Genomic DNA, 24,990 nt, shown 5'->3' on the forward strand with positions numbered 1-24,990 from the left:
CGCCCCCCCCGTGTGGCGGAGCGGCCCGCCGGCCCGGCCCGGTGCTACTTGGGCGCCACCCAGACCTGCCGCTTGTCGGTGCTGGCCGCCCACAGTTGGACCGGAGTGCCGTTGGCGGTCGAGCCGCCCTTCACGTCGAGCACCTTGCCCGTTCCGGCGTTCACGATCTGGCCCTTGGCGTTGACCGACCAGCGCTGGGCTGCCGAGCCGTTGCAGTCCCAAAGCTGGATCTTGTTGCCGTTGGTGTTGGCGTTGCGGGAGTTGTCCAGGCACTTGCCCAGTGCCCGGAACGTGCCGTCCTTGGAGAGGATCCAGGACTGCGCCCCCGTGCCGTTGCAGGCGTAGAGCTGGATCTGGGTGCCGTTGTCGGACTTGCCGCCCTTGGCGTCCAGGCACTTGCCGCCCAGGCCGGCCACCTTGCCCTGCGGGGGCAGCGCGGCCCCGCCGCCAGCGGCGAGCCGACGCAGACCCTGGACGTCGAACTGCTGGACGTACGTGCCGGCCCGCTTGTCCTGGTAGGCGTACGCGGGCGAGCACATGACCGGGAACTGGCCGGCGTCCGAGCCCTTGGCGCAGTCGCCCTTCTCCATGCTGCGGTTCGCGTGGGCGAGACCCAGGGTGTGTCCGAGCTCGTGGCTGATGTGGTTCTTCATGTACGTCTCGCCCATGGAGGCGGTCGGCCTGCCCTGCGGGGTGAAGAACGCGTCGTCGATGTAGGCGTGTCCGCTGGTCACGGTGTCCGGCACGGAGGAGTTGGTGAAGCCGCAGCTTAGGTTCGGCGTCCCGGAGCCGTCCCGGACGACGGTCCACCCCGTGCTGCCCATGGTGCCCTCGCCGGCGGGAGGCTTGCACGGGTGGTGCAGCACCCCCATGACCACCTCGCCCTTGGGCCTGGCGTAGTCCCAGCCCACCGGCCGTGTGTCGACGGTGACGGGAAGGTTCGTGATGCGCTGGAGGTCCGCGGCCGTGGCCTTCGCGTAGGGGCCCAGCCAGTCCGCGGACTTCTGGTCGTAGAACTTGATCGTGTATCCGGTCGGGAGCCACTTGGTCGCCTGGTGGATCTTCCACCCCTCGCCCTGGGGCGGACGGGCAGCGGCGGCCGAGGCCGCCCGTGCCGCCGGGGACTGCGGGCTCCCGGCGTCGAGCGCCATGACGCCGTTCTTGAAGGCGGTGTGGTCACTCGTGGAGGCGGCGGTGTCCTCGGCATGGGCGTCCGGCGCTTGCCCGACCGCCGGTGTGCCCGGAGTGGCGGAGGCCGTCGGCCCGCTGCCGGTGTCCTCGGTGCCGAAGGCGCTGTACGACATCTGCAGTCCGCCCACGATCGCCGCGGCGGTGCACACCGCGACCACCGATGCCCGTTTTCTGGATATGAATCCCACGTCCCCGTTGCCTTTCATCGTGGTTCGCCCCGGACCCGGGTGCGGAAGCACACACGGGCCCAGAATCGAACACATGATAGGGGAGGTATCTCAAACTCCCCGCCGGGCACGGGAGTTGAGTTCTGCAACCCTTGCGGTCCTGCCAAGTGGACGACGGGGGGCCCGCGGCCGACGCCCCGCGGCCGACGCCCCGCCCCGAGCGCACCGCCGTGTGGGTGTGCGCCGCGAGGCTGTTCGGACCAGCCGGAACGGTTCGGCGGGTGAGGTCCCCGGGGCGGTGCCGGGCCCGCGCCGTGGCTCCCGGGACCCTCGCAGTGTGCCATCCACTCACCCCGGCGGCGGCGGTGCGCACCGCCCGTCCACGTCCGGCCACTGCCACTGCGCCGTCCTTCCCCCCTACGTCCTGGAGAACCTCGCCGAGGCGGACGACCCCCGGATCCGGGAATCCGCGGAGAAGACGCTGGAGGTGGACGCCCGACTGCGCGAGTTCCGGGCTGCCGCACCGAGGGAGGTGACGCGCGCCCCCGTCACCGCGGGTGTCCTGGAGCGGACGGTCTTCGACAGCCACGAGACCCGCGAACTCCCCGGTGACGTCATCCGGACCGAGGGATCCGATCCCGTGGTCGACGGCACGGTCAACCGCGCCTACGACGGCCTCGGCCTCACGTTCACCTTCTTCGAGGAGGTCTACGGCCGCCACTCGATCGACGACCGGAACCTTCCGCTCGACGCGACCGTCCACTACCGCCGGAAGTACAACAACGCCATCTGGAACGGCCGCCAGATGGTCTTCGGTGACGGCGACGGCCTGGTCTTCAACGACTTCACCATCGCCCATGACATCGTCGCCCACGAAATGGCCCACGGCCTGACCCAGTACACGGCCGACCTCGTGTACGAGGACCAGTCCGGCGCGCTCAACGAGTCGGTGTCGGACGTCTTCGGCAGCCTCGTCAAGCAGTACGCCCGCCGCCAGACCGCGGAGGAGGCCGACTGGCTGATCGGCGCCGGACTGTTCACACCGACGGTGCGCGGCCAGGCGCTGCGCTCGATGAAGGCGCCGGGCACCGCGTACGACGACCGCCTGCTCGGCGGCAAGGACCCCCAGCCTGACAGCATGGACCGCTACGTCGAGACGCACCTCGACAACGGCGGCGTCCACATCAACTCCGGTATCCCGAACCATGCGTTCTACCTGGTCGCGAACCAGATCGGCGGCTTCGCCTGGGAGCGGGCCGGCCAGATCTGGTACGACGCCCTCACCTCCGGCGAGCTGACCCCGCGCGCCGACTTCAGGGGCTTCGCCCGGGCGACCGTCACGGCGACGGAGCGGCGCTACGGGCGGGGGACGGAGTACGAGGCGGTCATCAAGGCGTGGGCGCACGTGGGCGTCAACGGGAACGGCAATGGCTGAGGAGTCGGCCCCGCCCCGCAGCACGGCCGCCCCCCGGACCCGTCGCACCGGTGGCATGCGCATCGAGGTGACCCGGACCGGGGGCATCGCCGGAATCACGCGTCGGGCCGTACTGGAGACGACCGGCCGGCCCGACGCGGCCGAACTCGAACGCCTTGCCCGCCAGGTCCTCGCCGAAGCGGGACCGGGAACCCCGCCCGGGGTCCCCGACGGCTACCAGTACACCGTGACCGTGGACGGCCGCACGGTGGAATTCGCCGATCCGGACACCAGCGACGCCCTGGAAGAGCTGGTCGGGCGCGTACTCAAGGAGGGAGCACGGTGACCGGGCCACCCGAGGCCAAGGCCGCGGAAATCAAGATCAGCTTCGCCGGCGAGGAGGTCGCCGCAGCCCTCGACGCCCTCGGCCTCGACCGCTCCGACGGGCGGCGCCGGTCCATCCACTTCTGGGACCGCCCGCAGCTGGTGGCGGACGGCGCAGCCGTCAAGCTTCCGCTCCTGGACGACCACGGAGCGATCCTGCGCCTGCGCCGCGACGACACCGACCGCGGCTCCCGTCCCGAAGCCGACATGACCGTCAAGCTGCGCCCCTGCCCCGCCCTGCCGCCCCCGTGGCACGAGGACCGCGAGGGCGACGACTGGGAGTTCACGGTCGAGGAGGACCGCTCCGGACCGGCCTTCACCCCCGTGCTGGCGGCCGCGCTCCAAGCCGAGCGGGACGTCGCGGCGGCGCGGGACGCGGAGCGCTCCGGCACGCTGGACGGCGTGCTCATCGACCGGCACCGCGAACTGCTCGGTGCCGTCGGCCTGAGAGGGGATGGCCTCGGGGGCCTCACGGCGCTGGGGCCGGTGCACGCCCTCAAGTGGAAGCAGGACTGGGACGGGTTGCCCCGCGCCGTCGCGATCGAGGAGTGGACCACCGGCACCGGCACCGGCACCGGCACCGGACACGGCCTGCGCTTCCTGGAGGTCTCGGTGCGTACGGACCTGTCCGACGCGGCGGAGGCCGGCCGGCTGCTCGGCGACGCCCTGCGGGAGCGCGGCATCACCCCGCCGCAGACCGGTGGGACCAAGACCCGGGCGGTGATGACCGCCCTCGCCCGCAACCTCGCGGGGCAGTGACCGGGAGGGCCCGGCCGACGGCCCCGCTGCGTCTGGGTCCGACGGGGGATCCTGCGGGCCGGGCACGCGCGGGTACCGGCTCGCGCGGGCCGGGGGTGGGAGATTGGGCCCATGCGCGGCCGAACCCCCTCCGCCCGCGGCGCCCGGCGCCCGTCCCGGTGGCGTGCCCGGTCCCAGCGGCTGATCACGGCGGCCAAGAGGCGGCAGCAGCAGGCCGAGAACCGGTTCCCGGTGATCACCCACGTGATCGAACGCCTCGTCTCGGTGAACGTCTTCGACTCCGCGACCCGGCTCGCCGCCCAGGTCTTCCTGACCGCCGTGCCGCTGCTCTTCGTCGTCGCCTCGTTCGCCCCCGAGGCCGTGCGCGAACAGCTGATCGACTCCGTGCGGACGACCTTCGGGCTGACCGGGCCGGCTGCCGCGCAGCTGCGCGACCTCCTCGGAACGACCCCCGAGGGAGAGAACGAGGACTTCCGCAGCGCGGTCGGCCTCGTCGGTGGCCTGATGGTCCTGATCTCCGCGACCGCCGTGAGCCGGGCCGCGCAGCGCCTGTGCAAACGTGCCTGGGAGATCCCGCGCACGGAGGCCCGGATCGCGGTCTGGCGCTGGGTGGCCTGGCTCGCGGCGTGGATGGTGCTGCTGGTCGTGCAGGGGCCCGTACGCCAGGGCTTCGGTGTCGGCCTGTGGCTCGGCATCCCCCTCGGCCTGGCCCTGCAGACGGCGGTCTGGTGGTGGACCCAGCACCTGCTGCTCGGTGGACGACTGGCCCCCCGGGCGCTGCTGCCCGGCGCGGTGCTCACCGCGGTCGTGGTCACCGGGCTGTCCTTCACCGCCCGCTTCTACATGCCGCACGCCCTCAACCGGGCCGTGGAGGCCTATGGTTCGACGGGCCCGGTGTTCGTGCTGCTGTCGTGGCTGATCGTGGTGTGCGTCGGGGTCACCGTGAGCATGGCCACGGGCGCCGCGATCGCCCAGGAGCCCTACCTCGCCCGGCGCCTGGGCAGTCCACCCGCCCGCTGGGCGCACCCGGGGGCGTGGCGGCAGCCCCCGCCGTGACCCCCGGGCGGGCGGGACGCCGCCGGTCACCGCCCCCGCCGGCTGCCGCCCGCCGTCCTGCCGGCAGTCGGCGGTCGGCGGTCGGCGGTCGGCCTACGATCGGCGCGGTGCGGCCGCCTCGGTGTCGAAGGTGTAGAACTTCCGGTGGTCCAGCATGTCGGCCGGTGTCACGTTGTTCCAGGGCCGCATCGGGCGGCGCAGGTCGACCACGTTCGGCGTGGCCGCCGTCGGCAGGTAGGTCGACTTCGGGTTGCGCCTCTGCCACTCGGCCCAGAGCATGTCGACGAAGGCGTGGTGCATCCAGAACACCGGGTCGTTGGGGGAGGCCGCGGTTTCCATGTGGCCGCCGACCCACACGTGGACCCGGTTGTGCAGGCCGGCGCCGCGCCACCCCTCCAGGTGGTTGCGGAAGCCGCCCGAGGAGCTGTTCCAGGGGGCGGTGTCGTACTCGGGCAGGGCGAGTACGGCGTTCACCTCGGCCTTGGTCGGCAGCTGGATCCCGGCCCCGCCGAGCTTGCGCCGTAGGAACGGGGACTGGTCGACGCCCCCCACGACGTTCCACTTGCGCCCGGAGTACGCGAACGGGCCGTCGAGCACCTGGAGGTCCTGCGTCCGACCGGTGCCGCCCATGAAGTCCGGGGCCCACAGCGAGGAGGCGGGGGTGCGGTCCACGGTCCAGTCCCAGTAGGGCAGGGCGACCTTCGGGTCCACCTTCTGCAGCTCCGCCTCGAAGTCCAGCAGGAAGCGCCGGTGCCAGGGCAGGAAGGAAGGGCAGCGGTGGCCGACCCGGTCACCGAAGTCGGAGTCGGTCCTGAGGAAGGCGCTGTGCGTGGCGACGAACCGGTCGTAGACGCCGGTGCGCTTGAGTTCGAGCAGCGCGCCGGTGAAGGCGCGCTTCTCGTCGGCCGTGAGCGTCGCCTGGTTCTTGCGGACGGTCACTGCGCTGCTCCCTCGGGGGCGAAGGGGGCGAGGTGGGCCCCTTGGAGGGTGCGGACGGCGGCGCGTGCGGCCGCGACGGGGTCGGGGAAGGACTCGTAGTGGTTGACGACGCTGACCCATGTGCCGTCGGCGTTGCGCATGACGTGCAGCTCTTTGCCGTCGATCTTGATCGTGGGCCAGGCGGGCAGGCCGTGGCCTTCGTGTCCGCCGCCCCCCTTGGCCAGGGAGATCTGGATGCGGCGCCCTTCGAACACCTCGTCGATGCCGTCGGCGGGTATGGAGAGGCCCGAGGCGCTCACGTCGGGCCGTGCCTTCGGATCGGGGGTCGGCGAGGGCTTGGCCGAGTCCCATGTGACGAGGGCAGCCAGTCCGACGGCGGTCGCCGCGCCGACGGCGGTGCCCAGGGCCTGTCTGCGAGTGATCTTCTTCATGGCATGAACATGTACCACGAGTCCTGTACCGGGCTGGTCACCGTCTCGTCGCAGGTCACACCGGTTCCGACGGTCATACCACCCAGGGGGTCCACAGCGGGAGCAGGAGCAGCGCGACGACCGAGCTCTTCACGACGAGCGCGGCGGCGGTGTCGACGCCGACGCCGTAGCGCTGGGCGAAGACGAACAGGTTCTGCGGCGCGGGCATCGCGGCGATCAGGACGAGCTGACTCAGCCGCGCGCCCTCCACCCCGAAGCCGTAGCGGCACACGGCGAACGTGATCAGGGGCAGGGCGACACACTTGGCGGTGATGATCCACCCCTCCTCCAGGGTGGTGCCGCGGACCTCCAACCCGGCTCCCCCGAGGTGCAGCCCGAGGGCGAACAGCGCGACCGGCGAGGCACTGTCCCCGATGAACGCGAAACTGTCGAGCACGACCCCGGGCACCGGTACCGACAGCAGGTTGAGCGCGACACCCGTGTTGCACGCCACCACCACCGGCGTCAGCAGCGAGGCCGCGACCGCCGATCCGAGCCGCCGGACCGGGCTCCCGGTGCGGTCGGGCCGCCCCAGCTCCATGACCGAGATGATGACCAGGGAGAGCACGCAGACCTGGAACAGCAGCACCGGGAAGACCGGCGCCGCGTCCCCGAACAGCATGATGAACACCGGCACGGCGAAGTACGCCGTGTTGACCTGCACGGCGGCCATGATGCGCAGCGCGACCCCGCGCAGGTCCCGTACGCCCACCAGCCACGCCAGTACGCCGGTCAGCACGGCCGCGGTGCAGGCCGCGGTCGCGTACCCCGTGACGGCCCGCCAGTGGAACAGCGCCCCGAGATCGCTGCGGTAGATGTTGCCGAACAGGAAGCACGGCACGGCGAAGAGGAACGCGTAGTCCGCGAACACCTTCGAACTCTCCGCCGGAACCACCTTCCGCCGGGCGAGGACGACCCCGCACCCGAAGGCCAGCACCACCGGTGCCAGCTTCTCCAGAGCCTCCACCGCTCCCATGCACGCGCCCCCGCTCCAGCTGATCCCCCGGCGGGGGCCTGCCGACGACCGGATCGTAGGACGACCGGCGAACCGGCCGGGTGGCGGGGCCCTTCCCCCGGAGGCCGGCGTCGTCCGCGCCGCTGCCGTCACCGGGGGCGGCGCAGCAGGAACTCCTGCGCGGCCCGCGCTCCCACGTCACTGCGGCTCTGCACCGAGTGCCCGGCTCCCTCGACGACGACCAGCTCGGCCCCCGGCGTCGCCGCGGCCAACTCACGCGCCCACTGCACCGGGGTCGACAGGTCGCGGTCCCCGGCCAGTAGGAGCACCGGACCGGCCAGGCTGCGGCCGGGCGGCCGCCGACTGGGCCGGGAAGCCGGCCAGGGCAGACAGGTTCGGGGCATCCCCTGTGCACCGGCGGTCTCCCGGGGGAACGGCCACACGTCCGCCGGCCTGATCCGCCGCACCGCCCCCTCCAGCGCCCGCTCCCGCCCTTCGAGCGGCGCCGACGCGTCACCCCACGGCCATGCCCCGTCCGCACAGAGGGCAGCGGCGTGCAGTCCGGAGCTGAACTCAGCGGGGGTCGCCCGGCCCGGGCCGGAGAAGCCGGCCACGAGGGCGTCGAACCGGGCCCGGTCCCCCTTCGCGGACGCGTGCAGCGCGGCCAGGATGCCGTACCGCGGATCGTTCAGCTTCGGATCGATGATGCTGGCGGTCACGAGCAGGGTGAACACGCCGACCGCGTTCCCGTCCCGGCGCACGACCCGCGCCAGGTCCTCGGCCGGGTCGAAACCGCACCGCTGCTCCCGACAGGCGGCGCGCAGGATCCGGGCGGAGTCGCCGAGCGCGTCCTCGTACAGCACGGACGAGCCGTCGAGCGGGACGACCGAGTCCAGGACCAGCGCGCGGACCCGCCCGGGGTGGGTGAGCGCGTACTGCCCGGCGGTGAAGGTGCCGTAGGAGACCCCGTCGACGGTCCAGGACGGGACGTCGAGGGCGCGCCGCAGGTCCTCCAGGTCGGCGACGGTGTCGGCGGTCGTGTAGAAGTTCCGGGTCCCGCCCAGGGCCTCTGCGCAGGCCGTGACCGCCGGCTCCGAGGGGACGACGGTGTCGCTGCTGCCGACCTCCTTCTGCAGTGCGGGGCAGTCGAGCGCAGAACTGCCCGTTCCTCGCTGGTCGACCATCACCAGCCGGTACTCCGCGAGCACCTCGGGGAGGCGGGCGCGGATCCGCGGGACGTAGGGGACCCCCGGCTGCCCCGGGCCGCCGGTGAGGAAGAGGAGCGTGCCCCGCGGTGCGTCGGCCCGGCCGAGGACGGCCACCCTCAGGGAGAGGGCGCCGGGTTCGTGTCCGCTGCGGTCCAGCGGGACGGCCAGGTCGGCGCAGGTGACATCGGGCTGCCCGGGGCAGGGCCGGTGGCCGGTGAGGGCCGGGGCCCAGGACCTCGCGCCCGCCCCGCCCCGGTCCGCGACCGTACCGGAGGACGCCGGCGGCGGCGGGCCGGCGGCGGCCCGGCCCGGCGCGGATCCGGTGCAGGCGGCGGCGGCCAGAACGGCCGCCAAGGTCAGACAGCATCGCGCGAGCAGGGCCATGGCCATCCCCCGGATCAACGAACGGGTGCCCGGCGACGCCGTGGCACCGGCCGGTATTCCGGCCGTCGCCATCCTGCGCGCGGGACCGCGGCCGCGCGTTGAACATTCATGCGCGATCCGCGAGCAACCCCCGTACGGCACTGGGCACATGGCCCGTGTGGCTCCGGCACGTCCGGGTCAGATGCGCCTGGTCGGCGAAGCCGTACCGGTGCGCGAGGGCCCGCAGGCCGTCAGCCCCCTCCTCGATCGCGTACAGCACCCCGCGGACGCGCAGTTCGTTGCGGTACCGGGTGAGGGTCGTCCCGGTGACGGCGTGGAAGACCCGGCTCAGGTGGTGCGGGGACGCCCCGACGAGCCGGGCCAGTTCCTCCAGCGACAGACCGAGCGCCGCCGGCCCGCCGGCCAGTACGGCACACGTGTCGCGTACGAGCCTCCCGTGCGCCTGCGCGGTGGAGCGGCGGGCCGGGCGGTCGATGCTCCAGCGGCCGGTGGACGCGGCCACCGCATCGAGGAGGTGGTGGAGCCGCTCGGTCAGTTCGAAGGGTTCGGAGCCGCGTCGCGCGGCCGCCAGCAGGGCCCGGTGGTGCAGGTCGGTGGCGCCGGTGACACGGAAGGGCCGGGCGGCGGCCGGACCGTCGAAGCGGTCGGCGAAGAGCTGCTCCGGAAGCCGGATCTCCGTGGACCGGTCGCCGGTTCCGACGGGGTGCGCGACGCGCTGCTCGTCGCCGGGGCGGAGCAGGAACCCGCCGGTGGGGTCGGCGAAGAGCTCCTCGCCCTCGACCTGCCGCAGGTACGCGCCGGACCTGACGAGCACCACGGTGTGCCCGTCCGCGTATCCGGGACCGACGAACGCGGGCCGGTCCTCGCAGCACAGGATGTCGTTGACGGTGAACCCGGCGGTCCGGATCCGCTGCCGCAGCGCCCCGCGCCGCTCCCGTACCGCCTCGTTCCGGAGCAACTCCCTCACCGTGCTGTTCCCTTCACGCATCGGCGCCTCCGCGGCGGGAAGAAGGAAGAAGGCCCGACGGGTGTGTCGTCAGGCCCTGGCCCCGGCCCCCGCCTCCGCCTCCGCCTCGGCAGGGGCGCGGCGGTGACGGGGCCGGCCCCGATTGCGTCCCCGGCGTGTCCGCAGCCGGCTGACCCTCAGCCGCTCCGTCGCCTCCGGGTCAAGGCGGGCCAGTTCCACGAGCGCCGGGTGCACGTCCAGGCCGGCCGCCCGGTCGGCCCACGGGTCACGCCGGGCGTACCCGGTGCGCAGACGTTCGTGCAGGCTGAACCAGGCGATCTGCGCGACCAGCCCGACGGCGGTGACGGCGGCGGCCGCCCACTCCACCGCACCGCGGGGCGACGGGAGGCCGGCGAGAGCGGCCGCGGTGAACACCATCACCAGCGCGGCCGACCAGTTCCCGGCGCGGGCCGGCCGTCCGGCTGCCCGCGCCAGCTCCGGGACCCGGTGCTCCACGCGGGCGCGCCCGGCAGCGTGGAACTCTTCCCGGACGGTGCGGAAGCCGGTGTCCCGGAGCGTGACGTTGCCGAGGGTGGCGGGCGCCGTGCGTCGGCGCAGCGCCGCGAGCAGGGCGTCCGGCAGCGGATGACCGGCGGCCCGTGCCGGGTCGGCGCCGGCCGCGGTGAGGCTCAGGTTGCCGCGGTGATTGACGGTGACCAGCCCGTCGAGCAGCAGCCGGGCGGCGGCCGCCTGCGTGTCGTCGTCGGACCACCACCGGCCGGCGGTTGCCCGGTACGGATCCCGCATGACCTCGGCACAGTGCTCGGCCGTGACCCGGTACCACCGTTCCCGGCGCCGGTGCAGCAGGCCGAGCTGCCCGTACAGCAGGGCTGTGACGGGCACGACGGCGCAGGCGAGGGTGACGGGCTCCACGCGCCGAGCGTAGGCGTACGGCACGGGGGAGCACACCGGTTTATCCGCCGACTTCCCGCAGGTGCCGGCGTTCGCGCACCGCGATGGCGATCTACGTGTCGAGGTGACAGGCTTGGAAGTGACGTAGGTGCACCCCTCCCCCAGCTGGTACGACAGCTGACGCATGCTGGAGATGAGACCGATGCCGGTCGTCGAACCCGAGAAGTTCCACGGGATGGCGGTCGTGGGTGAGGAGACGGTCTACCTGTCCCACCTGCCCATGTTCTCCGTCGTCCACCACGCGTTCCAGGTGCTGCTCGAGGTCACCCTGGAGAACGGTTCAGGCAACGCACACAAGGTGTACGTCGAGGACCGCCGCCAGACGGGAACGGACCTCTACACGCTCGATCCCGAGGCGTTCCGGATCACGGACCTGGTCACGCCTGCGGGACAGCCCGCGCTGACCTCCTTCGAAGGGAAGCTGGTTCGGGGCCACTTCGAGAAGGACGGCGTCGAGATCGTCGACCCGGTGCGGGTCGGCGTCCGGCGCGTGGTCCACTTCCGGCGTCTGGACGAGCAGGAGGCACGGCCGCCGCAGCTCACTTACCTCGCCTTCGGGCAGGGAAGCGAGCTGTTCCTCGCCCACCGGATCGTCACCCCGCCCGACTTCGACCACCTGCTGCAGATCGGCAACATCCGGAGCGTCTCCGGTGTGTCGCTGACCGACGACCTCCTGGCGAGCGGGCCGCGGCTCGCCATTGCCGGCAGGGCGGACAGCATTCCGGACAGGTTGGGCGAGGGCCAACAGGTGGCGGCCCGCCTCCTGGACGGCGGAGCCGGCGGGCCCGGCACCATCGACCTGCGGTTCACGGTGAAACGGGAGTTTTATTTTGAGGAGGGGGAACTGGCCTTGGGCAGCGGTGGAGACCACGACCACCACTGACCGGCCGTCCACCACCTTGGAGGGGCCGTGCGACTCGACGACATCGCCCACTGCGAGATCCACCCGTCGATCGGAATCGCCCGCGTCGGCGACAGCCCCGACGACTTCTTCATCGGCCCGGAGTCGCCGGGCGTTCCGCCCCGTCCCGACGGCGGCTTCAGGGACGCCGTCGGCCGCATCAAACGGCAGGCCGCCCGGTTCCGGGTGTACGCCTACGACCGGTCCGGTGCCGTTCTCGGCGAACTGACCCCGGCCGAGGCCCGCATCACCTGGACCGTCGAGCTGGCCAATGCCAAGGGCGCCTGGTTCAGGTTCGCCGGCCGCTCCGGGCAGTCCACCTCCGACGCCCACCGCCGCAACCTGCACGTCGACCCCGCCGACACCGCCGGCCGCGCCCGCCTGGTCGTCCGGCCCGGCCCCCGCACCGTGACCGGCCCCTCCCAGGACGGCCGGGGCGCCCGGTTCGACAGCGGCACCTTCCTCGGGGCGCCCGTGCCGCTGGGCGAACTGCGCACGGACGAGGCCGGACGGCTCCTCGTCCTCGGCGGGTTCGGAACGTCCTTCTCGGTCAAGGCCGACCGTCCCGTCACCGACTACGCGAACAACGACTACTGGTGCGACGACATCTCCGACGGACCGGTCCGCGCGACCGTGGCCCTGGGACCGGACGGCCGGCAGGTACCGGTGACGCCGGCCTGGTGCCTGGTGGCGCCGACCGACTTCGCCCCGCACACGGAGAACCTGATCACGCTGTACGACGTCGCGCTGGAGACCGCCCGCGCATCGGGCATGCTGCCCACGCCGCCGGAGGTCTCCTTCACCCGCGACGTCCACCCCCTGCTGGCGCGGCCGGTGGCGTTCGCGTGGGTCAACGGGGTGGCCCGCAAGAAGCACGGCAACCGCGGCAGGAACTTCTTCGCACCCGACCGCTTCGCCCTGCTGGCCTCCCCCGGGCAGGACGGCAGGAAGGAACGGCAGTTGGTCTTCGACATGCTGCGCACCCCCGGGGCGATGGCCGGCGACCAGGCCAACGCGGGCTTCATGCCGGTCCTCTCGGCAGAAGGCCGCCTGGAGAACGGCCGGCCGCACACCTGGCTGACCCTGCTCCCCGGGCAGTACGAGCGGCTGCGGCGCTGGGCCGCGGGCGACTTCGCCGCCGATTGGACGGGCGCCGTGCCGGCCCCGGTCCCGCTGGAGGCACTGCCGGTCGCGGAGCAGCCGCACGCCCTGGTGCGGGCCGCCCTGGAACCGGCTGTCGGCGGCGGGTTCTTCCCCGGCATCGAGATGACGTTCATCGCCGCCGACACGGCCACCTGGTCCGCGCCGTTCCGGCTGCGCGGGGACCTGTCCGCCGGAGACGTCACCAAGTACATGGCCGTCCCCTGGCAGGCGGACTTCTACCTGTGCCGCAACTTCTGGTGGCCGGCCGCCCGCCCGGACGAGGTGCTTCCCGAGACGGAGCTCGACGCACTCCTGGGCGGCGCGGCCGGGGTGTTCCTGGAATGGGACCGGGGCATCGGCGACGGGGGGACCGACGGCCCCGGCATGAACGACATGGCGGCTCGCTGGAGCAGCCTCGGCTTCATCACCCCCCGGCCCGGCCCGGACGGCGGCGAGGCCCTGGTCGAGACGGAACGCACCGCCCCCGAGCCGGAGTAGGGCCGGCGGGCCGGACCGGTTCTGGGGAGCCGTACGGTGAACGGCGGGACGCCCCGCGGTGGCGACGTCCGTTGTGACGTGCTGGTCGCCGGCGGCGGCCCGGCCGGCTGCGCGGCGGCGCTGGCCCTCGTACGGGCCGGGGCGGACGTCGTCCTCGTCGCTCCCGCCGCAACGGGCCGCCCGCCGATCGGGGAGAACCTGGCCCCTACGGCGGGCCCGCTCCTGGAACGCCTGGGCGTGATCGGGCAGCTCGGTCTCGACGGGCACGCACCCTGCTACGGAGGCCGTGCCGCGTGGGGTGCCGACGGCCTCGCGGAGGTGAGCTCCGTCTTCGGGCCCTACGGCCCGGGTCGGCATCTGGACCGCGCACGGTTCGACGCCGCCCTGCTGGAGGCGGCCGAGTCCGCCGGCGCCCTCCACCGGACCGGGCGGATCCGTACGGTCGAGCGCCTGCCGGACCACTGGCGGGTCACCACCGGCGCCACCGGAACCGTCTCCGCCCGCTACGTCGTCGACGCGACGGGCAGGCCGGCCCGACTGGCCCGGCGGCTCGGCGCGACCCCCGGCCGCTCGGACCGGTTGACCGCGGTCGCCGGGCACCTGGCCGCGCCGGGCGGAGGAACGGCCGAGCCGGAGCTCACCTCGCTGGTGGAGTCCACTCCCTGGGGCTGGTGGTACACGGCGCCGCTGCCGGACGGCGGGCGGGTGCTGATGGCCGTGACGGACGCCGACCTCGTCGCCGGGACACGCCTGCACGACCCGGTCGTGTGGTGGGCCCGCGCCCGGGCCACCGGCCACGTACGGCACCGCCTCGCCCCCTGGCAGGGGCCGCCCCGGCAGTTGAGCGTGGCGGCCGCCGGCGCCTCCTGCACCCGCCCCGCCGCCGGCCCGGGCTGGGCGGCGGTCGGCGACGCGGCCACCGCCACAGACCCCCTCGCGGCGTGCGGCATCGTCATGGCCCTGGCCACCGGGATGGAGGGGGCACGGGCGATCCTGGCCGACCACGCCGGGGACGGCGGCGCACTGCCCGCCCACGCACGACGCATCACCGCCCTCCACGAGGAACACCTGCACGCACGGGCCGTGCAGTACCGGCGGGAACAGCGCTGGGACACACCGTTCTGGCACCGCCGGCACCAGGGGACCGGCTGAGCCGCCCCGTACGCACGGGCGGGAGGGGGAACGGTGGTTCGCATGCGGCGGGCGCTCGTACACTCGGTCGTCCGAACCCAGGGGAGATCATGCACACCCGTACCCTCGCCGGCCTCTGCGCCGTGCTCACCGCGCTCTTCGTGCTCACCGGCTGCACCAGCGCACCCGCCGACAGCCGCCCGGCCACCGCCTCCTCGACGGCGCCCGCCTCCCCGGGGCCCCGCGTGGTCCAGGCACCGCTGCCCCAGGACCAGAACCTACTGGCCTGGACCGGCGACCCGAACGACGCGGGCCACGTCACCGCCCAGACCTCCGCCGGGGTCGGCGGCCGGGTCACCTTGGTCCGGATCGTCCTGCACGAGCGGATCACGTGGTCGAACATCTGGTTGGGGCTGGCCGGGATCGACCCGCAGGCCCAACTGGCCGACTGCTACCTCGGCGTGTACGACGCCTCCGGCACCCTGCGGGCGGCCACCGCGGACATCTCGCCGCAGCTGATGACCGACCCCATCGCCAAACCGTTCCCGCTGGCCAAGCCGTTCACGGCCGAACCCGGAACCTACTTCATCGCCCTCCTGCTCAACGGCACCTGGGCCACCAACCTCCTCACCCTCAAGGCCACGGGCGCCGGGATCTCCGTCAACGCCGGTCTCACCCCGCCGCTCCTGCGCTACAGCAACCTGCTGACCGGCCAGACCTCCCTGCCGGCCAAGGTGAACCTGGCCGAGCAGTCCACCAGCACCATCAACACCGGCTGGGGCAGCCAGTGGTACGCGATCTCCTGAACCGGAGCGCGTCCCGGACCCGCGCCGGCCGGTTCAGACGGCGAGGCCTTCGATCAGCTCGGCCCCGGGAAGCAGCCCGAAGAGGAACCCGGGGGCGATGAGCTTGCCGCGGCGCCGGCCGCTGCCGACGAGCACGTACGGCATCGCCGCGATCGACGAGTCCACCAGCAGCGGCCAGTCGGCGGGTAGCCCGACCGGGGTGATCCCGCCGTACTCCATGCCCGTCGCTTCCACGGCGGCGGCCATCGGCGCGAACGACACCTTGCGGGCCCCCAGCCGCCGCCGGACCACGCCGTTCACGTCGACCCGGCCCGCGGAGGGCACCAGACAGGCGGCGAAGGAGGTTTCGCCGCCCCGCTTGGCGGCGACGACCACGCAGTTCGCGGACTGGTCGAGCAGCTCCCGGCCGTAGTGCTCGACGAAGGCCGTGGTGTCGGCGATCGCCGGGTCGGTGTCCACGTACACGATCCGGTCGGCGGGCGTCCCGGCCTGCCAGCCGCGGACGGCCTCCGCGACGGGGGCGGTGAGTTCGGCCAGGCACTCCGGTGCCGGCCGGGCATGTTCGAACGGTCCGATCGGCGCGCGCATGCGGGCACCGTAACAAATGACCGCGCTCCGCCCGGGGGAGCGGGTCGGCGGGCACGGGGCGCGGGGCGCGGTGTGCAGGGTCAGCGGGCGACCAGCCGCCACTGCCGCTCGGGCCGGCTCCCGCACACGGACTGGACGACCGCTGCGGTCTGCCGGGTGTCCCCGCCGGCGACGGACAGGCAGAGCCCGCTGTTGTGGTTGACGATGCGGTACAGCGGGCGCCCGGCCCCGTCCGGGCCCTGGCTCTCGAACCGCCACAGGTGGTCGGGGTGGTCACCGCACGGGAACTGGTTGACGATGGTGTCGGCGGCCTTGCTCGCGGCGGGCACGGCCACGCACAGCCCGCTGTTGTCGTTGACCACCCGGTGGAGCGGGCCGGCGCCCCCGTCCCCCCAGGGCTCGATGCGCCAGCGGTGGTCCGGGTAGTTGCCGCAGCCGAACTGGTTGAGCTCCACCACCTCGGTGCTCGCCGCCGGAACCGCCAGGCACAGCGCACTGTTCTGGTTCACGACCCACACGGGCGCCCCGACCGGGACCCCCGGCGCCTCGGCCTCCTGCTTCCGTTGGGTGGAGGGTGACGGGGAGGGCTGCCCGGCCCCGCCCGGCGGCGGCGCCGTGCCGGGCCCCGGGGACGCACCGCCCCCGGAGGCCGACGCCGAACCGGATGGCGGGGGCGTTGCCGTCGGAGTCTCCGCGCCGGTCGGGGAGGCGTGGGGCGAGGGCGTTCCGCCCCCCGGACCGCCCGGCCGTACGTCGGCGGGCGGCGCCGCCGCCGGGCCCGGCCGCGACTGCGCCATCATTCCCGTAGCCACCAGGCCGACGAGCGGGACACCGACACCGGCCAGCCACCATGCCCACCGCGGCGGGACGTACCCCGCCGCGGCGCCCGCCGGCCGTCCGCCGTTCGTTCTGTCCCCGGCCCCGGACTCCTGCGACACGACCGCCCCCGTCCCGATGCGCACGCCCCCGTCAACTCCCCGTCAGTGCAGTATCACTGACGGGTCATCGGATGGCACCCGCGGGCACCCGGGGGGCGGTCGTGCGGTCGTGCGGGCGGGGACGGTCCGGCGACGGTCAGCCGACGGTCACGAACTTGGCAAGGCTCGGCACCCCCTGCGCGTCGAGGGCGAACAGCATGTACGTACCCGGCAGTACCACGCCCGTGTCGGAGGGGATGGACACGGTGTACGAGCCGCTCCCCGCCGCCGTGGACACCAGTGGCACCCGCCGCTGGTCGTTGTCGGTGGAGTGGGTCGCGGCCGCGGCCCGCATCAGGACGAACGAGGCCACCTGCCCCTGGGTGCTCACCGTCAGCGACGCGCCGGGCGCGGCCCGCGGCGGCACCCCGCCGGAGATGACCGGCCGCGGTTTCGGCGAACCGTCCGCATTGAGCAGGTAGGGCGGCGTGAACACGGCCCCGTCGGCGTGGTTGGTGGCGCAGTCACCGCACAACCCGCCGCCGCCGGAGAAGATCCGCCCGTCCGGCAGCAAGTTGGCCACGCTGTGGTAGTTGCGCGGGATGGCCATGGTGGCGAGCGGGGTGAAGGCGCCCGTGGCCGGGTCCCACAGCTCCGGGGTCAGGACCGAGGTGGCGTCGCTGAACGGCACCGGGTAGGCCTGCCCGCCGAAGACGGCCACCTTGCCGTCGGGCAGGACGACGCTGTTGCTGAAGCCGCGGGCGTGCTCCAGGTCGCCGGTGCGGGCGGACTGGACCTGCTCGCCCGAGATGCTCACGGTGTACGCGAGCCGGGTGGCGGGGGTCTTCTCGTACGCGGGCGAGCCGCCGAGGGTGAGCAGCTTGCCGATGTCGTAGGAGACGGCGTTGCCGGTCATGGCGTCCGGGCTGTCGGCCCGGTTCCCGGCGGGGGCGATGCTGCCGTTGCCGCTGGTCGAGATCCAGTTCATCTGTTTGCTCGGCCCCAGTTGGAGCACCTTCCCGCCCGAAGTGGCGTACAGCCACATGTGGTTGTCGGACCGGTACGGGCCCGCCGGGTCGGCGGTCTGCGCCGGGGCGGCGGGGACGCCGGGCAGCTTGCGCCAGGTGCGGGTGTCCGGCGACCAGGCCTCGCCCGCCTTGTCGCCCCCGGCCCCGCTCCAGGAGCCGCCGAGGACGAAGGCCTCGCCGGTGGAGAGCAGCGTCATGGCCTGGTAGCCGCGGGCGATGTTCATGCTGGTGGTCGCGGACCAGGCGTCGGTGGCCGGATCGTAGATGCTCGCCTTCTCCGCGTTGCTGCCGCCGGTGACCAGCACCCGTCCGTCGGCGAGCATCGCTATGCCGGGGCAGAACATGTCGTGGCCGGTGTTGTCGATGCGGCGCTGGGTGACCTTGCCGGTCTTCAGGTCCAGGATCGCCGTCTGGGTGTAGCCGTTGCTGCCGCCGAAGCGGTCGACCGCGTAGGCCGACCAGGCCAGTAGCTTGTCGCCGGGCAGGACGGCGGTGGCCACGGGCACGAGGGGGAAGCCGGTGATCCGGTCCCAGGAGCCGTGCACGGCCGGGGAGGCCGGACCGCTCAGGCGTATCTCGCCCGCCGAGGTCCACGGGCCGCGGTTGCCCGCCTCGCTGGTCACGGTCAGGCGTACGTAGCGGGCGTTCTCGGTGCGGGTGAAGGTGGCGGTCTTGACGGTCTCGTCGTCCCGCCAGGTGCCCGAGGCCACGGGTGCGCCGAAGGTGGCGCCGTCGGTGCTGGTGGCGACGGTGTAGGCCCCCGCCCGTCCGTTGGGCCCGTCGGAGCGGGGGTGGTAGACGAGTGCGGACACGGCGGCGGTCCGGTGCATGTCGATGGTGATGCTGTGCGGCAGCGGGGCGGGGGTGCCGCTCCACTTGCTGTGCCAGATGGTCGCGTCGTTGCCGTCGAGCACGTTGGCCGCCCGGCCGTTCTCGCCGCTGGTCTCCTCGTCGCTCGCGGTGGCCGTCCACCCGCTGCGGGACAGGTCGACGGTGGCGGCCGGGGTGCCGGGGTCGCCCAGCAGGTTGATCTCGGCGGCGGAGGTCCAGGGCCCGCGGTTGCCGGCCTCGGTGTGCCCCGTCAGGCGTACGAACCGGGCCCCCTGCGGGGCGAACCCGAGGGTCTTCGCACTGGCGTCGTCGGCGAGCGTACCGGTGGCGACCGGGTTGCCCCAGTTCTGCCCGTCCGCGCTCAAGCTGATGCTGTACTCGCCGGGGCGGCCGTTGGCCGAGCCGGTGCGGGGCAAGTAGACGAGCGCGGAGACGACCGCGGTGCGGTGCATGTCGATGGTGATGCTGTGCGGCAGCGGGGCGGGGGTGCCGGTCCACTTGCTGTGCCAGATGGTGGCGGTGTTCCCGTCGAGGACGTTGGCCGCGCGGCCGTTCTCCCCGACGGTCTCCTCGTCGCTCGCCGTTGCGGTCCACCCGGCCCGGTCGAGAACGGGAGCCGCCGGCTCCATGGCGTTCGCGGGCGCGATCGGGTGGTGCGGAGAATCCACGGCCGTCTGCTGGTCGAAGGGCGCGGGCGCCGGTTCGGGCGAGGGGCGGGCCGGGCTCGCGACCCCCAGCCAGGGGGTCAGGCCCACCAGCAGCGAACCGAGACTGAAGGCGATGAGCAGGTAGGAGCGGCGTAACGCACGGGTGAGGGCGAGCAAGCGCCTGGACTGCAACCGGGCCTCCTGGGGCGAACCGACATGTCCCCAGAACATAGGCCAGTGACACGGCAACTCGGCAGAGTCACAACGTAGTTGGCGGGAAAGTGTGAGGTGCCGGAAGCCGCCGCTGCGGCATCAGCCGGCAAGACCCCTCCGGCGTCGGCGCCACTGCCAGACCGCTCCCACCCCGATGGACGCCGCCGTCAGGGCGATGGCCAGCACCGGCCAGCCCCTGTCCGCGAGCCGTAGGTTGGCGGCCACGACGCCGATGACGAACCCCAGCGGCACCAGCACCGACAGCAGGGCCCTCAGGGCGGACGCCGCCATCTCGGGCTGGAGCCTGGCGACCCGCTTCGGCCGGGCGGCGGGCGGCTCACCGAAGTAGAAGCCGGTGGCCCGGGCCAGGAGCTGATCGGTGGCCCGGTCGTACGACAGCGCCATGTACGGGAGCCAGACCAGGGGGGCGACCATGCCGACCACCAGTACGGCGGCGAGCAGGGTGTACCGTCCGGTCTGGACCAGCCACAGCGGCAGCCGACCGGGCGGCCCGGCAGCAGGCGCCTCTCCCTCCGGCGCGATCAGCCCCAACAGGCGCGCCATCCGCATGACCAACCGCCGCATGGTCGCCGTGCGCCCCGGGCGCGGCCCGGTCGCCGGGGTGGCGCCGTCCTCGGGGAGACGGATGTCCGCGAGTGCGGTCCGTGCCCGGCCGGTGTCCTCGTACACGCCTTGTAGGACGAGGAGTTCGGCGGCCCGCTCCGGGTCCGTGGGGTCCCTGCCGTCGAGGGCGGCCAGTTCCAGGCAGGTTTGCGCCTGGCTGAGGATCGCCACGCAGAAGGCGAACGGGATCAGGACGAGGAAGGGGCCGCCGACGAAGGCCCCTTCGGTCACGGTCCGGCGCTTCCCCCGGGTCAGGGCCCGGGACCGCAGCTCGGCCGGGGCGGCGCCGGGGTGCGCCTCGCGCATCCGGGCCACCGAGCGCGCCGCGACGGGGCCCATGTGCCGTACGGCGAAGGCCGCGAGGAGCTCCGGGAGGTGCTGCGGGTCCGCGCTTGCCGACCTCAGCAGCGAGCGCGTGAGGACGCGGTCCCGCAGCGGGTCCGTGTCCCCGTTCTGGCGGGGGGTGTCCGGCACGGCTCACCTCGCCTCCGGCGGTCGGCGCGTCCGCGTGCCCGGGGCCGGTACTCCGCCCGAGGCTCCCGGGCCTGCCGCGGTGCGTCGCATGGGCATCACTGCGCGTGACCCGGCTCCGGCGTCCCGACCGCCCGGCGACCGGTGCGCGGGCGGGTCGGCCGGTTCGACCGACCGCCCCGCGGGCACGCGCGACGCCCCGCGGACCGGCCCCGCCGGACCCGGCCGGCCGGACCGGGCCCGGCGCCACCCGTCGGCCGGACCGGGGCCCGGGCGTGCGGGGGTCAGGAGCTCAGGATGCGGGCCTTCTGGGCGGCGAACTCCTCCTCGGTGAGCACGCCCTGCTCCTTGAGGGTCGAGAGCTCCTTGAGCTGGCTGATCTTGTCGTCCATGCCGACGTCGGCGGCCGGGGGCGGCGGTGGAGGGGGCGGGGGTACCGCGTACGCCTGCTGCGCGTACGCGGCCTGGGCCTGCTCCGCGTCCTGCTGGGCCCAGCGGCCGGCCTGGCGGCGCGAGACACGGTTGGAGACGGCGGTGGCCGTACCGGCGACGACGGCGGTTCGCGCGACGCCGCGAAGGAGTCCGGGCATGGTTTCCTGCCTCTGTCGGGGAGCGGATGGGAGTCCGGAGCCCTCAGGCCGCGGATTCGAGGGCGTCCAGCGCCTCGATCACGTCCTGGACCGGCACGCGTCCGCTCGCGATCATCCGGGCGTCGGCGCGGCGCAGGGCGGCGGCCAGGGGAGCGGCCCACGTGTTCTCGTAGAGGAGCACGGCCGCGGAGTCCCCGGGCTGGAGGAGGGAACCCGCTTCGGCCATGTCGTCCTCGCCGATCAGCCCCGTGGACACGCCCTCGAAGAGCGTGAGGTCCAGCTCGCCGTCGCCGTTCACGTCGGCCAGGGCGATGCCCTGCACCGAGCCGTCCGCCAGCTTCGTGAAGAAGGTCAGGTCGAGGATGCGGATGATCCCGCGCTCGACGAGATCGACCAGCAGCGGCATTCCCTCACCGGTCAGGTGGCTGCCGGGGAACTCGACGACCAGGTAGTCGATGGGGCCGAGCTCGTCCAGCTTGTCGTTTTCTCTGGTCACGTCAGCTCCTGTCGCAAGGCCCGGCGACGCGGTCACGGGCCGGGGCGTGGGCCGAGCTGCCGCCTGGGGGCCGCCGGCACCTTGCCACGACCGTAACGCGCACTCCGCGCCCGGGGATCACCTGCCGGGGGTGACCCCGCGGCGCGGCCCCGCCCGGCCCGGCGGGCCGGCTCGCGGGGGTGCGGCGGTCCGGGCCCGGAACCGGGCGCGCCCCGCTCCCCGCGCTCACCCCGCGCGGGTGATGCACCGCGCCACCGGCGCCGGCACGATCGAACGGACGGCCACGAAAAAGGGGTGACGACCATGTGCCGGTGGCTCGCCTATTCGGGAAGTCCGATGCTCCTCGATTCCATCCTCTACAGACCCAAGCACTCGTTGATCGACCAGAGCCTCCACGCGCGCATGGGCGTCGAGACGACCAACGGGGACGGGTTCGGCATCGGCTGGTACATGGACGGGGGCGCCGTCAGCACGCCCGCCATCGTCCGGGACGTGGGCCCCGCCTGGAACAACCGGAACCTGCGGGAGATCGCCGGGCACGTGGTGTCCCCGCTGCTCTTCGCCCACATCCGGGCCTCGACGGGTACGGCGGTGCAGCAGACGAACTGCCACCCCTTCCGGCACGGACGCTGGATGTGGATGCACAACGGCTCCATCGCCGACTTCCACCGGATGCGCCGTGACCTGGCCCTGGCCGTCGACCCCGTCCTCTTCCTGGACATCGAGGGGACCACGGACTCGGAGATGATGTTCTTCCTCGCCCTCACCTTCGGACTGGAGCACGACCCTCCCGGCGCGGTGGCCAAGATGGTGGGCCTGGTGGAGCGGGTCGGCCGCGAGCACGGCGTCGCCGACCCCGTGCAGATGACCGTAGCCGTGACGGACGGCACGGCGATCTGGGCGTTCCGCTACGCCAGCGGGGGCAGCGCCCGCTCGCTCTACTACAGCTCCAAGGTGGAGTCGCTGCGGGCCCTGCACCCCGAAGTGGAACTCCTGCGGGAGGTGTCCGACCAGACCCGCCTGGTGGTGTCGGAGCCGCTGGGCGACCTCCCCGGCGCCTGGAACGAGGTGCCCGAGGGGGCGTACGGGGTCGTGCGGGCGGGCGCGGACGCACTCCACACCTTCACCCCGGTACCGGCCTGACCCCCGGCGTCGCACACGGCCGGCCTGCGCGCCCGGGCGCCCGGGACGGCCCGCTCAGGAGCGTGCCCGCCAGCCCCGCGGCATCAGGCCGGTACGCCGCGCGGCCTCGTCCTCCTCCGCCGACCCGCGGCGGCCGCCCGGCGTCGAGCGCGTGACGAAACGGAACGGGAGCCCGCCGGGCATCGCCAGCATGCCGCCGAACCGGGTGTCGCCGGCGAACCACACCTCGTCCCGGGGCAGCCCCTGCTGCGGCACCGCCGGCCCGTCCCAGCCCTCCCCGGGCGGGGGGAACGAGCAGTGGCTGCGGCCGTCGGGCCCCAGCAGGACGATGCGCCCCTCGGACCCCCACCTCCGGCCGCCCGAGCGCCGACCCTCCGCGGCGACGACCCTTACGTCCCGTCCGGCGCAGGGCCACACCTGCCAGGCGTACGTCGCCATCACCAGCCGCTCCTTGCGCCGGGCCCGACGCCACAGCAGCGTCAGCCCGACGGTCACCCCGAGCACGGGCACGAGCACCACGACCGCCGCCACGGCTACGGCCGACGCGGGGCCGGCGCCCACCAGCACGGCGGCCAACAGGGCGACTTCGGCGGCGGCCGCCGACACCCCCCGCACCAGGCCGCGTTCGCGTCGACGCAGGACGCCCTCCACACCGGGGGTGTCCAGGGCCGTACCCGGCAGTACCGGATAGCCGTACTCGTGGGCCAGCATCGGCTCGCTCCGGCTTCGGGGAGGGCCGCACGGCGTGCGGCGGTCCGTCAGGGACGCCGGCGGCGGTCCCCGGCCTCCCTGCCCGTCCCGCCCGCACGGCACCGAGGAGCATACGTGCGCCTGCGCCGCGCGAACACCTCCGGGGCGGGCCGGGGCGGGCCGGCCGGTGCAGGGGAACTCCCGTTCGTGGCGGATCGTTCTCGGCCTGTGAACACCAGTGAGGACAGGGGAGACGCATGAGGTACGACCTTTCCCAGCGCCTGGTCGTCGGGATCGCCTCCAGCGCCCTGTTCGACCTGACCGAATCCGACGCCGTCTTCCGTGAGCAGGGCGAACAGGCCTACCGCGCCTACCAGGAGGAGCACCGCGAGGACACGCTGGGCAAGGGCGTCGCGTTCCCCTTCATACGCCGCCTGCTGTCGCTGAACGACCTCTCCGACGAGCCCGAGGACCCGCTGGTCGAGGTGATCGTCCTCTCCCGCAACGATCCCGACACCGGTCTGCGCGTGATGCGCTCGGTCCAGGCGCACGACCTGCCGATCACCCGCGCGATCTTCCGGCCCGGCCGCTCCTCGCACCGCTTCATGCCGGCGCTCAACATGTCCCTGTTCCTGTCCGCCAACGCGCAGGACGTCCGCGAGGCCGTCGACGCCGGCCTTCCCGCCGGACACGTCCTGGCCTCCGCCTGCGCCGACGACCCGGACGACCCGGAGCTCCGCATCGCCTTCGACTTCGACGGGGTCCTCGCCGACGACAGCTCCGAGCGCGTCTTCCAGGCCGGCGGCATCGACGGTTTCCGGGCCCACGAGGTCCTCAACGCGGCCACCCCGCACGACCCCGGCCCGCTGCGGGACTTCCTCGCCGGGATCAACCGGATCCAGCGCCGGGAAGAGGAGGCGCACCGCGACCGACCCGATTACCGGCCCCGGGTGCGCGTCTCCCTGGTCACCGCACGCAACGCGCCCGCCCACGAGAGGGCCGTACGCAGCCTGAAGGAGTGGGGGCTGCGGGTCGACGACGCGTTCTTCCTCGGCGGCATCGACAAATCGGCCGTGATCGCGACCCTCCAGCCGCACATGTTCTTCGACGACCAGGTCGGCCACCTCGGCGGAACGGCGTCCAGCGCCTCGAGCGTCCACGTGCCGTTCGGAGTGGCCAACGCCGGCGCCTGATCCCGCGTCGGCTCGGAGGCCGCCACCCGTCCCGGGCCCGCGCCGCCCCGGGCGGGCCGGGCGGTGCGCGCACACCCGGGCCGCGGTGGTGGCCAGCCCGGTCCGGTCCGGGGAGGAGTTTTCCTTGGGGACGGGGTGTGCTGAGCGGACGTGCTGCTGGATCGGCTGCTCGATGGCGTGGTCGTGGAACAGCGGCTTCTAGGCGTTGTCCGAGTCGAGGCCGATCTGCTGCGGG

24 protein-coding genes are annotated in these 24,990 nt (G+C 73.7%); 10 read left to right on the forward strand and 14 right to left on the reverse strand.

Annotated elements, in window-relative coordinates:
* Positions 1-44: 44 nt before the first annotated feature.
* On the reverse strand, positions 45-1,379 hold the full coding sequence (locus ACFV7Q_RS30910) for a ricin-type beta-trefoil lectin domain protein (RefSeq protein WP_385433431.1): 1,335 nt from the start codon (positions 1,377-1,379) through the stop codon (positions 45-47).
* A 403-nt stretch (positions 1,380-1,782) separates the two neighbouring features.
* Between ACFV7Q_RS30910 and ACFV7Q_RS30915 the strand changes: the two genes are divergently transcribed.
* The 4 genes from ACFV7Q_RS30915 to ACFV7Q_RS30930 all read left to right on the forward strand — a co-directional run bounded on the left by ACFV7Q_RS30915 (position 1,783) and on the right by ACFV7Q_RS30930 (position 4,971).
* A complete protein-coding gene (locus tag ACFV7Q_RS30915; protein ID WP_385433471.1) occupies positions 1,783-2,793 on the forward strand; it encodes a M4 family metallopeptidase in 1,011 nt (336 codons plus the stop codon).
* A 55-nt stretch (positions 2,794-2,848) separates the two neighbouring features.
* Positions 2,849-3,118 (forward strand): protealysin inhibitor emfourin, encoded by a 270-nt coding sequence (locus ACFV7Q_RS30920; RefSeq protein WP_385433473.1) that lies wholly within the window; start codon positions 2,849-2,851, stop codon positions 3,116-3,118.
* The gene (locus ACFV7Q_RS30925) at positions 3,115-3,915 is read left to right on the forward strand and encodes a hypothetical protein (protein WP_385433433.1); all 801 of its coding nucleotides are present in this window, start codon (positions 3,115-3,117) and stop codon (positions 3,913-3,915) included. Before ACFV7Q_RS30920 ends, ACFV7Q_RS30925 begins: the two co-directional genes overlap by 4 nt.
* 111 nt (positions 3,916-4,026) lie before the next feature.
* The gene (locus ACFV7Q_RS30930) at positions 4,027-4,971 is read left to right on the forward strand and encodes a YhjD/YihY/BrkB family envelope integrity protein (protein WP_385433435.1); all 945 of its coding nucleotides are present in this window, start codon (positions 4,027-4,029) and stop codon (positions 4,969-4,971) included.
* Positions 4,972-5,064: 93 nt separating this feature from the next.
* Here ACFV7Q_RS30930 and ACFV7Q_RS30935 read toward each other — a convergent pair whose 3' ends face one another.
* From ACFV7Q_RS30935 to ACFV7Q_RS30960, 6 genes are all read right to left on the reverse strand, one after another.
* Positions 5,065-5,910, reverse strand: a complete 846-nt coding sequence (locus ACFV7Q_RS30935) for a tyrosinase family protein (RefSeq protein ID WP_385433437.1) — start codon at positions 5,908-5,910, stop codon at positions 5,065-5,067.
* The gene (locus tag ACFV7Q_RS30940; RefSeq protein WP_385433438.1) at positions 5,907-6,341 is read right to left on the reverse strand and encodes a tyrosinase family oxidase copper chaperone; all 435 of its coding nucleotides are present in this window, start codon (positions 6,339-6,341) and stop codon (positions 5,907-5,909) included. Before ACFV7Q_RS30940 ends, ACFV7Q_RS30935 begins: the two co-directional genes overlap by 4 nt.
* Positions 6,342-6,414: 73 nt before the next feature.
* Positions 6,415-7,356 carry an AEC family transporter gene (locus tag ACFV7Q_RS30945; RefSeq protein WP_385433440.1) on the reverse strand — a complete coding sequence of 314 codons (942 nt, stop codon included), beginning with the start codon at positions 7,354-7,356 and terminating at the stop codon, positions 6,415-6,417.
* Between the two features lie 128 nt (positions 7,357-7,484).
* Entirely contained in the window at positions 7,485-8,927 is a 1,443-nt protein-coding gene (locus ACFV7Q_RS30950) for an alpha/beta fold hydrolase (protein WP_385433442.1), read from the reverse strand.
* A gap of 106 nt (positions 8,928-9,033) precedes the next feature.
* Positions 9,034-9,894 (reverse strand): helix-turn-helix transcriptional regulator, encoded by an 861-nt coding sequence (locus tag ACFV7Q_RS30955; protein WP_385433444.1) that lies wholly within the window; start codon positions 9,892-9,894, stop codon positions 9,034-9,036.
* Positions 9,895-9,963: 69 nt separating this feature from the next.
* Positions 9,964-10,806, reverse strand: a complete 843-nt coding sequence (locus ACFV7Q_RS30960) for a hypothetical protein (RefSeq protein WP_385433446.1) — start codon at positions 10,804-10,806, stop codon at positions 9,964-9,966.
* 163 nt (positions 10,807-10,969) lie between these two features.
* Here ACFV7Q_RS30960 and ACFV7Q_RS30965 point away from each other — a divergent pair, with 163 nt between their 5' ends.
* From ACFV7Q_RS30965 to ACFV7Q_RS30980, 4 genes are all read left to right on the forward strand, one after another.
* The gene (locus ACFV7Q_RS30965) at positions 10,970-11,728 is read left to right on the forward strand and encodes a hypothetical protein (RefSeq protein ID WP_385433448.1); all 759 of its coding nucleotides are present in this window, start codon (positions 10,970-10,972) and stop codon (positions 11,726-11,728) included.
* Between the two features lie 27 nt (positions 11,729-11,755).
* Complete coding sequence (locus tag ACFV7Q_RS30970; RefSeq protein ID WP_385433449.1) at positions 11,756-13,387, forward strand: LodA/GoxA family CTQ-dependent oxidase; 1,632 nt, start codon at positions 11,756-11,758, stop codon at positions 13,385-13,387.
* A gap of 36 nt (positions 13,388-13,423) precedes the next feature.
* Positions 13,424-14,539, forward strand: coding sequence for an NAD(P)/FAD-dependent oxidoreductase (locus ACFV7Q_RS30975; RefSeq protein ID WP_385433451.1), 1,116 nt, complete (start codon positions 13,424-13,426; stop codon positions 14,537-14,539).
* An 89-nt stretch (positions 14,540-14,628) separates the two neighbouring features.
* Positions 14,629-15,324, forward strand: a complete 696-nt coding sequence (locus ACFV7Q_RS30980; RefSeq protein ID WP_385433453.1) for a hypothetical protein — start codon at positions 14,629-14,631, stop codon at positions 15,322-15,324.
* 33 nt (positions 15,325-15,357) lie between these two features.
* Here ACFV7Q_RS30980 and ACFV7Q_RS30985 read toward each other — a convergent pair whose 3' ends face one another.
* From ACFV7Q_RS30985 to ACFV7Q_RS31010, 6 genes are all read right to left on the reverse strand, one after another.
* Positions 15,358-15,912, reverse strand: coding sequence for a YbaK/EbsC family protein (locus ACFV7Q_RS30985; RefSeq protein WP_385433455.1), 555 nt, complete (start codon positions 15,910-15,912; stop codon positions 15,358-15,360).
* 80 nt (positions 15,913-15,992) lie between these two features.
* Positions 15,993-16,421: an RICIN domain-containing protein gene (locus tag ACFV7Q_RS30990; RefSeq protein WP_385433458.1), complete on the reverse strand. Its 429-nt coding sequence runs from the start codon at positions 16,419-16,421 to the stop codon at positions 15,993-15,995.
* Positions 16,422-16,986: 565 nt separating this feature from the next.
* The gene (locus ACFV7Q_RS30995; RefSeq protein ID WP_385433460.1) at positions 16,987-19,527 is read right to left on the reverse strand and encodes a discoidin domain-containing protein; all 2,541 of its coding nucleotides are present in this window, start codon (positions 19,525-19,527) and stop codon (positions 16,987-16,989) included.
* A 120-nt stretch (positions 19,528-19,647) separates the two neighbouring features.
* On the reverse strand, positions 19,648-20,646 hold the full coding sequence (locus ACFV7Q_RS31000) for a hypothetical protein (protein WP_385433462.1): 999 nt from the start codon (positions 20,644-20,646) through the stop codon (positions 19,648-19,650).
* Positions 20,647-20,927: 281 nt separating this feature from the next.
* Positions 20,928-21,233, reverse strand: coding sequence for an SHOCT domain-containing protein (locus tag ACFV7Q_RS31005; RefSeq protein WP_385433464.1), 306 nt, complete (start codon positions 21,231-21,233; stop codon positions 20,928-20,930).
* A 43-nt stretch (positions 21,234-21,276) separates the two neighbouring features.
* Positions 21,277-21,729: a DUF6325 family protein gene (locus ACFV7Q_RS31010; protein ID WP_385433466.1), complete on the reverse strand. Its 453-nt coding sequence runs from the start codon at positions 21,727-21,729 to the stop codon at positions 21,277-21,279.
* 303 nt (positions 21,730-22,032) lie between these two features.
* On the opposite strand from ACFV7Q_RS31010, the gene ACFV7Q_RS31015 reads away from it, so the two are divergent.
* Positions 22,033-22,872 (forward strand): class II glutamine amidotransferase, encoded by an 840-nt coding sequence (locus ACFV7Q_RS31015; RefSeq protein WP_385433475.1) that lies wholly within the window; start codon positions 22,033-22,035, stop codon positions 22,870-22,872.
* A 54-nt stretch (positions 22,873-22,926) separates the two neighbouring features.
* Here the strand turns inward: ACFV7Q_RS31015 and ACFV7Q_RS31020 are convergent, their stop codons facing one another.
* Complete coding sequence (locus ACFV7Q_RS31020) at positions 22,927-23,583, reverse strand: hypothetical protein (RefSeq protein WP_385433467.1); 657 nt, start codon at positions 23,581-23,583, stop codon at positions 22,927-22,929.
* A 236-nt stretch (positions 23,584-23,819) separates the two neighbouring features.
* Here ACFV7Q_RS31020 and ACFV7Q_RS31025 point away from each other — a divergent pair, with 236 nt between their 5' ends.
* Positions 23,820-24,755 carry a 5'-nucleotidase gene (locus ACFV7Q_RS31025; RefSeq protein WP_385433469.1) on the forward strand — a complete coding sequence of 312 codons (936 nt, stop codon included), beginning with the start codon at positions 23,820-23,822 and terminating at the stop codon, positions 24,753-24,755.
* Positions 24,756-24,990 lie beyond the last annotated feature (235 nt).

Origin of the sequence: Streptomyces sp. NPDC059851 (genome assembly GCF_042732005.1) — a bacterium.
Classification (GTDB): Bacteria; Actinomycetota; Actinomycetes; order Streptomycetales; family Streptomycetaceae; genus Streptomyces.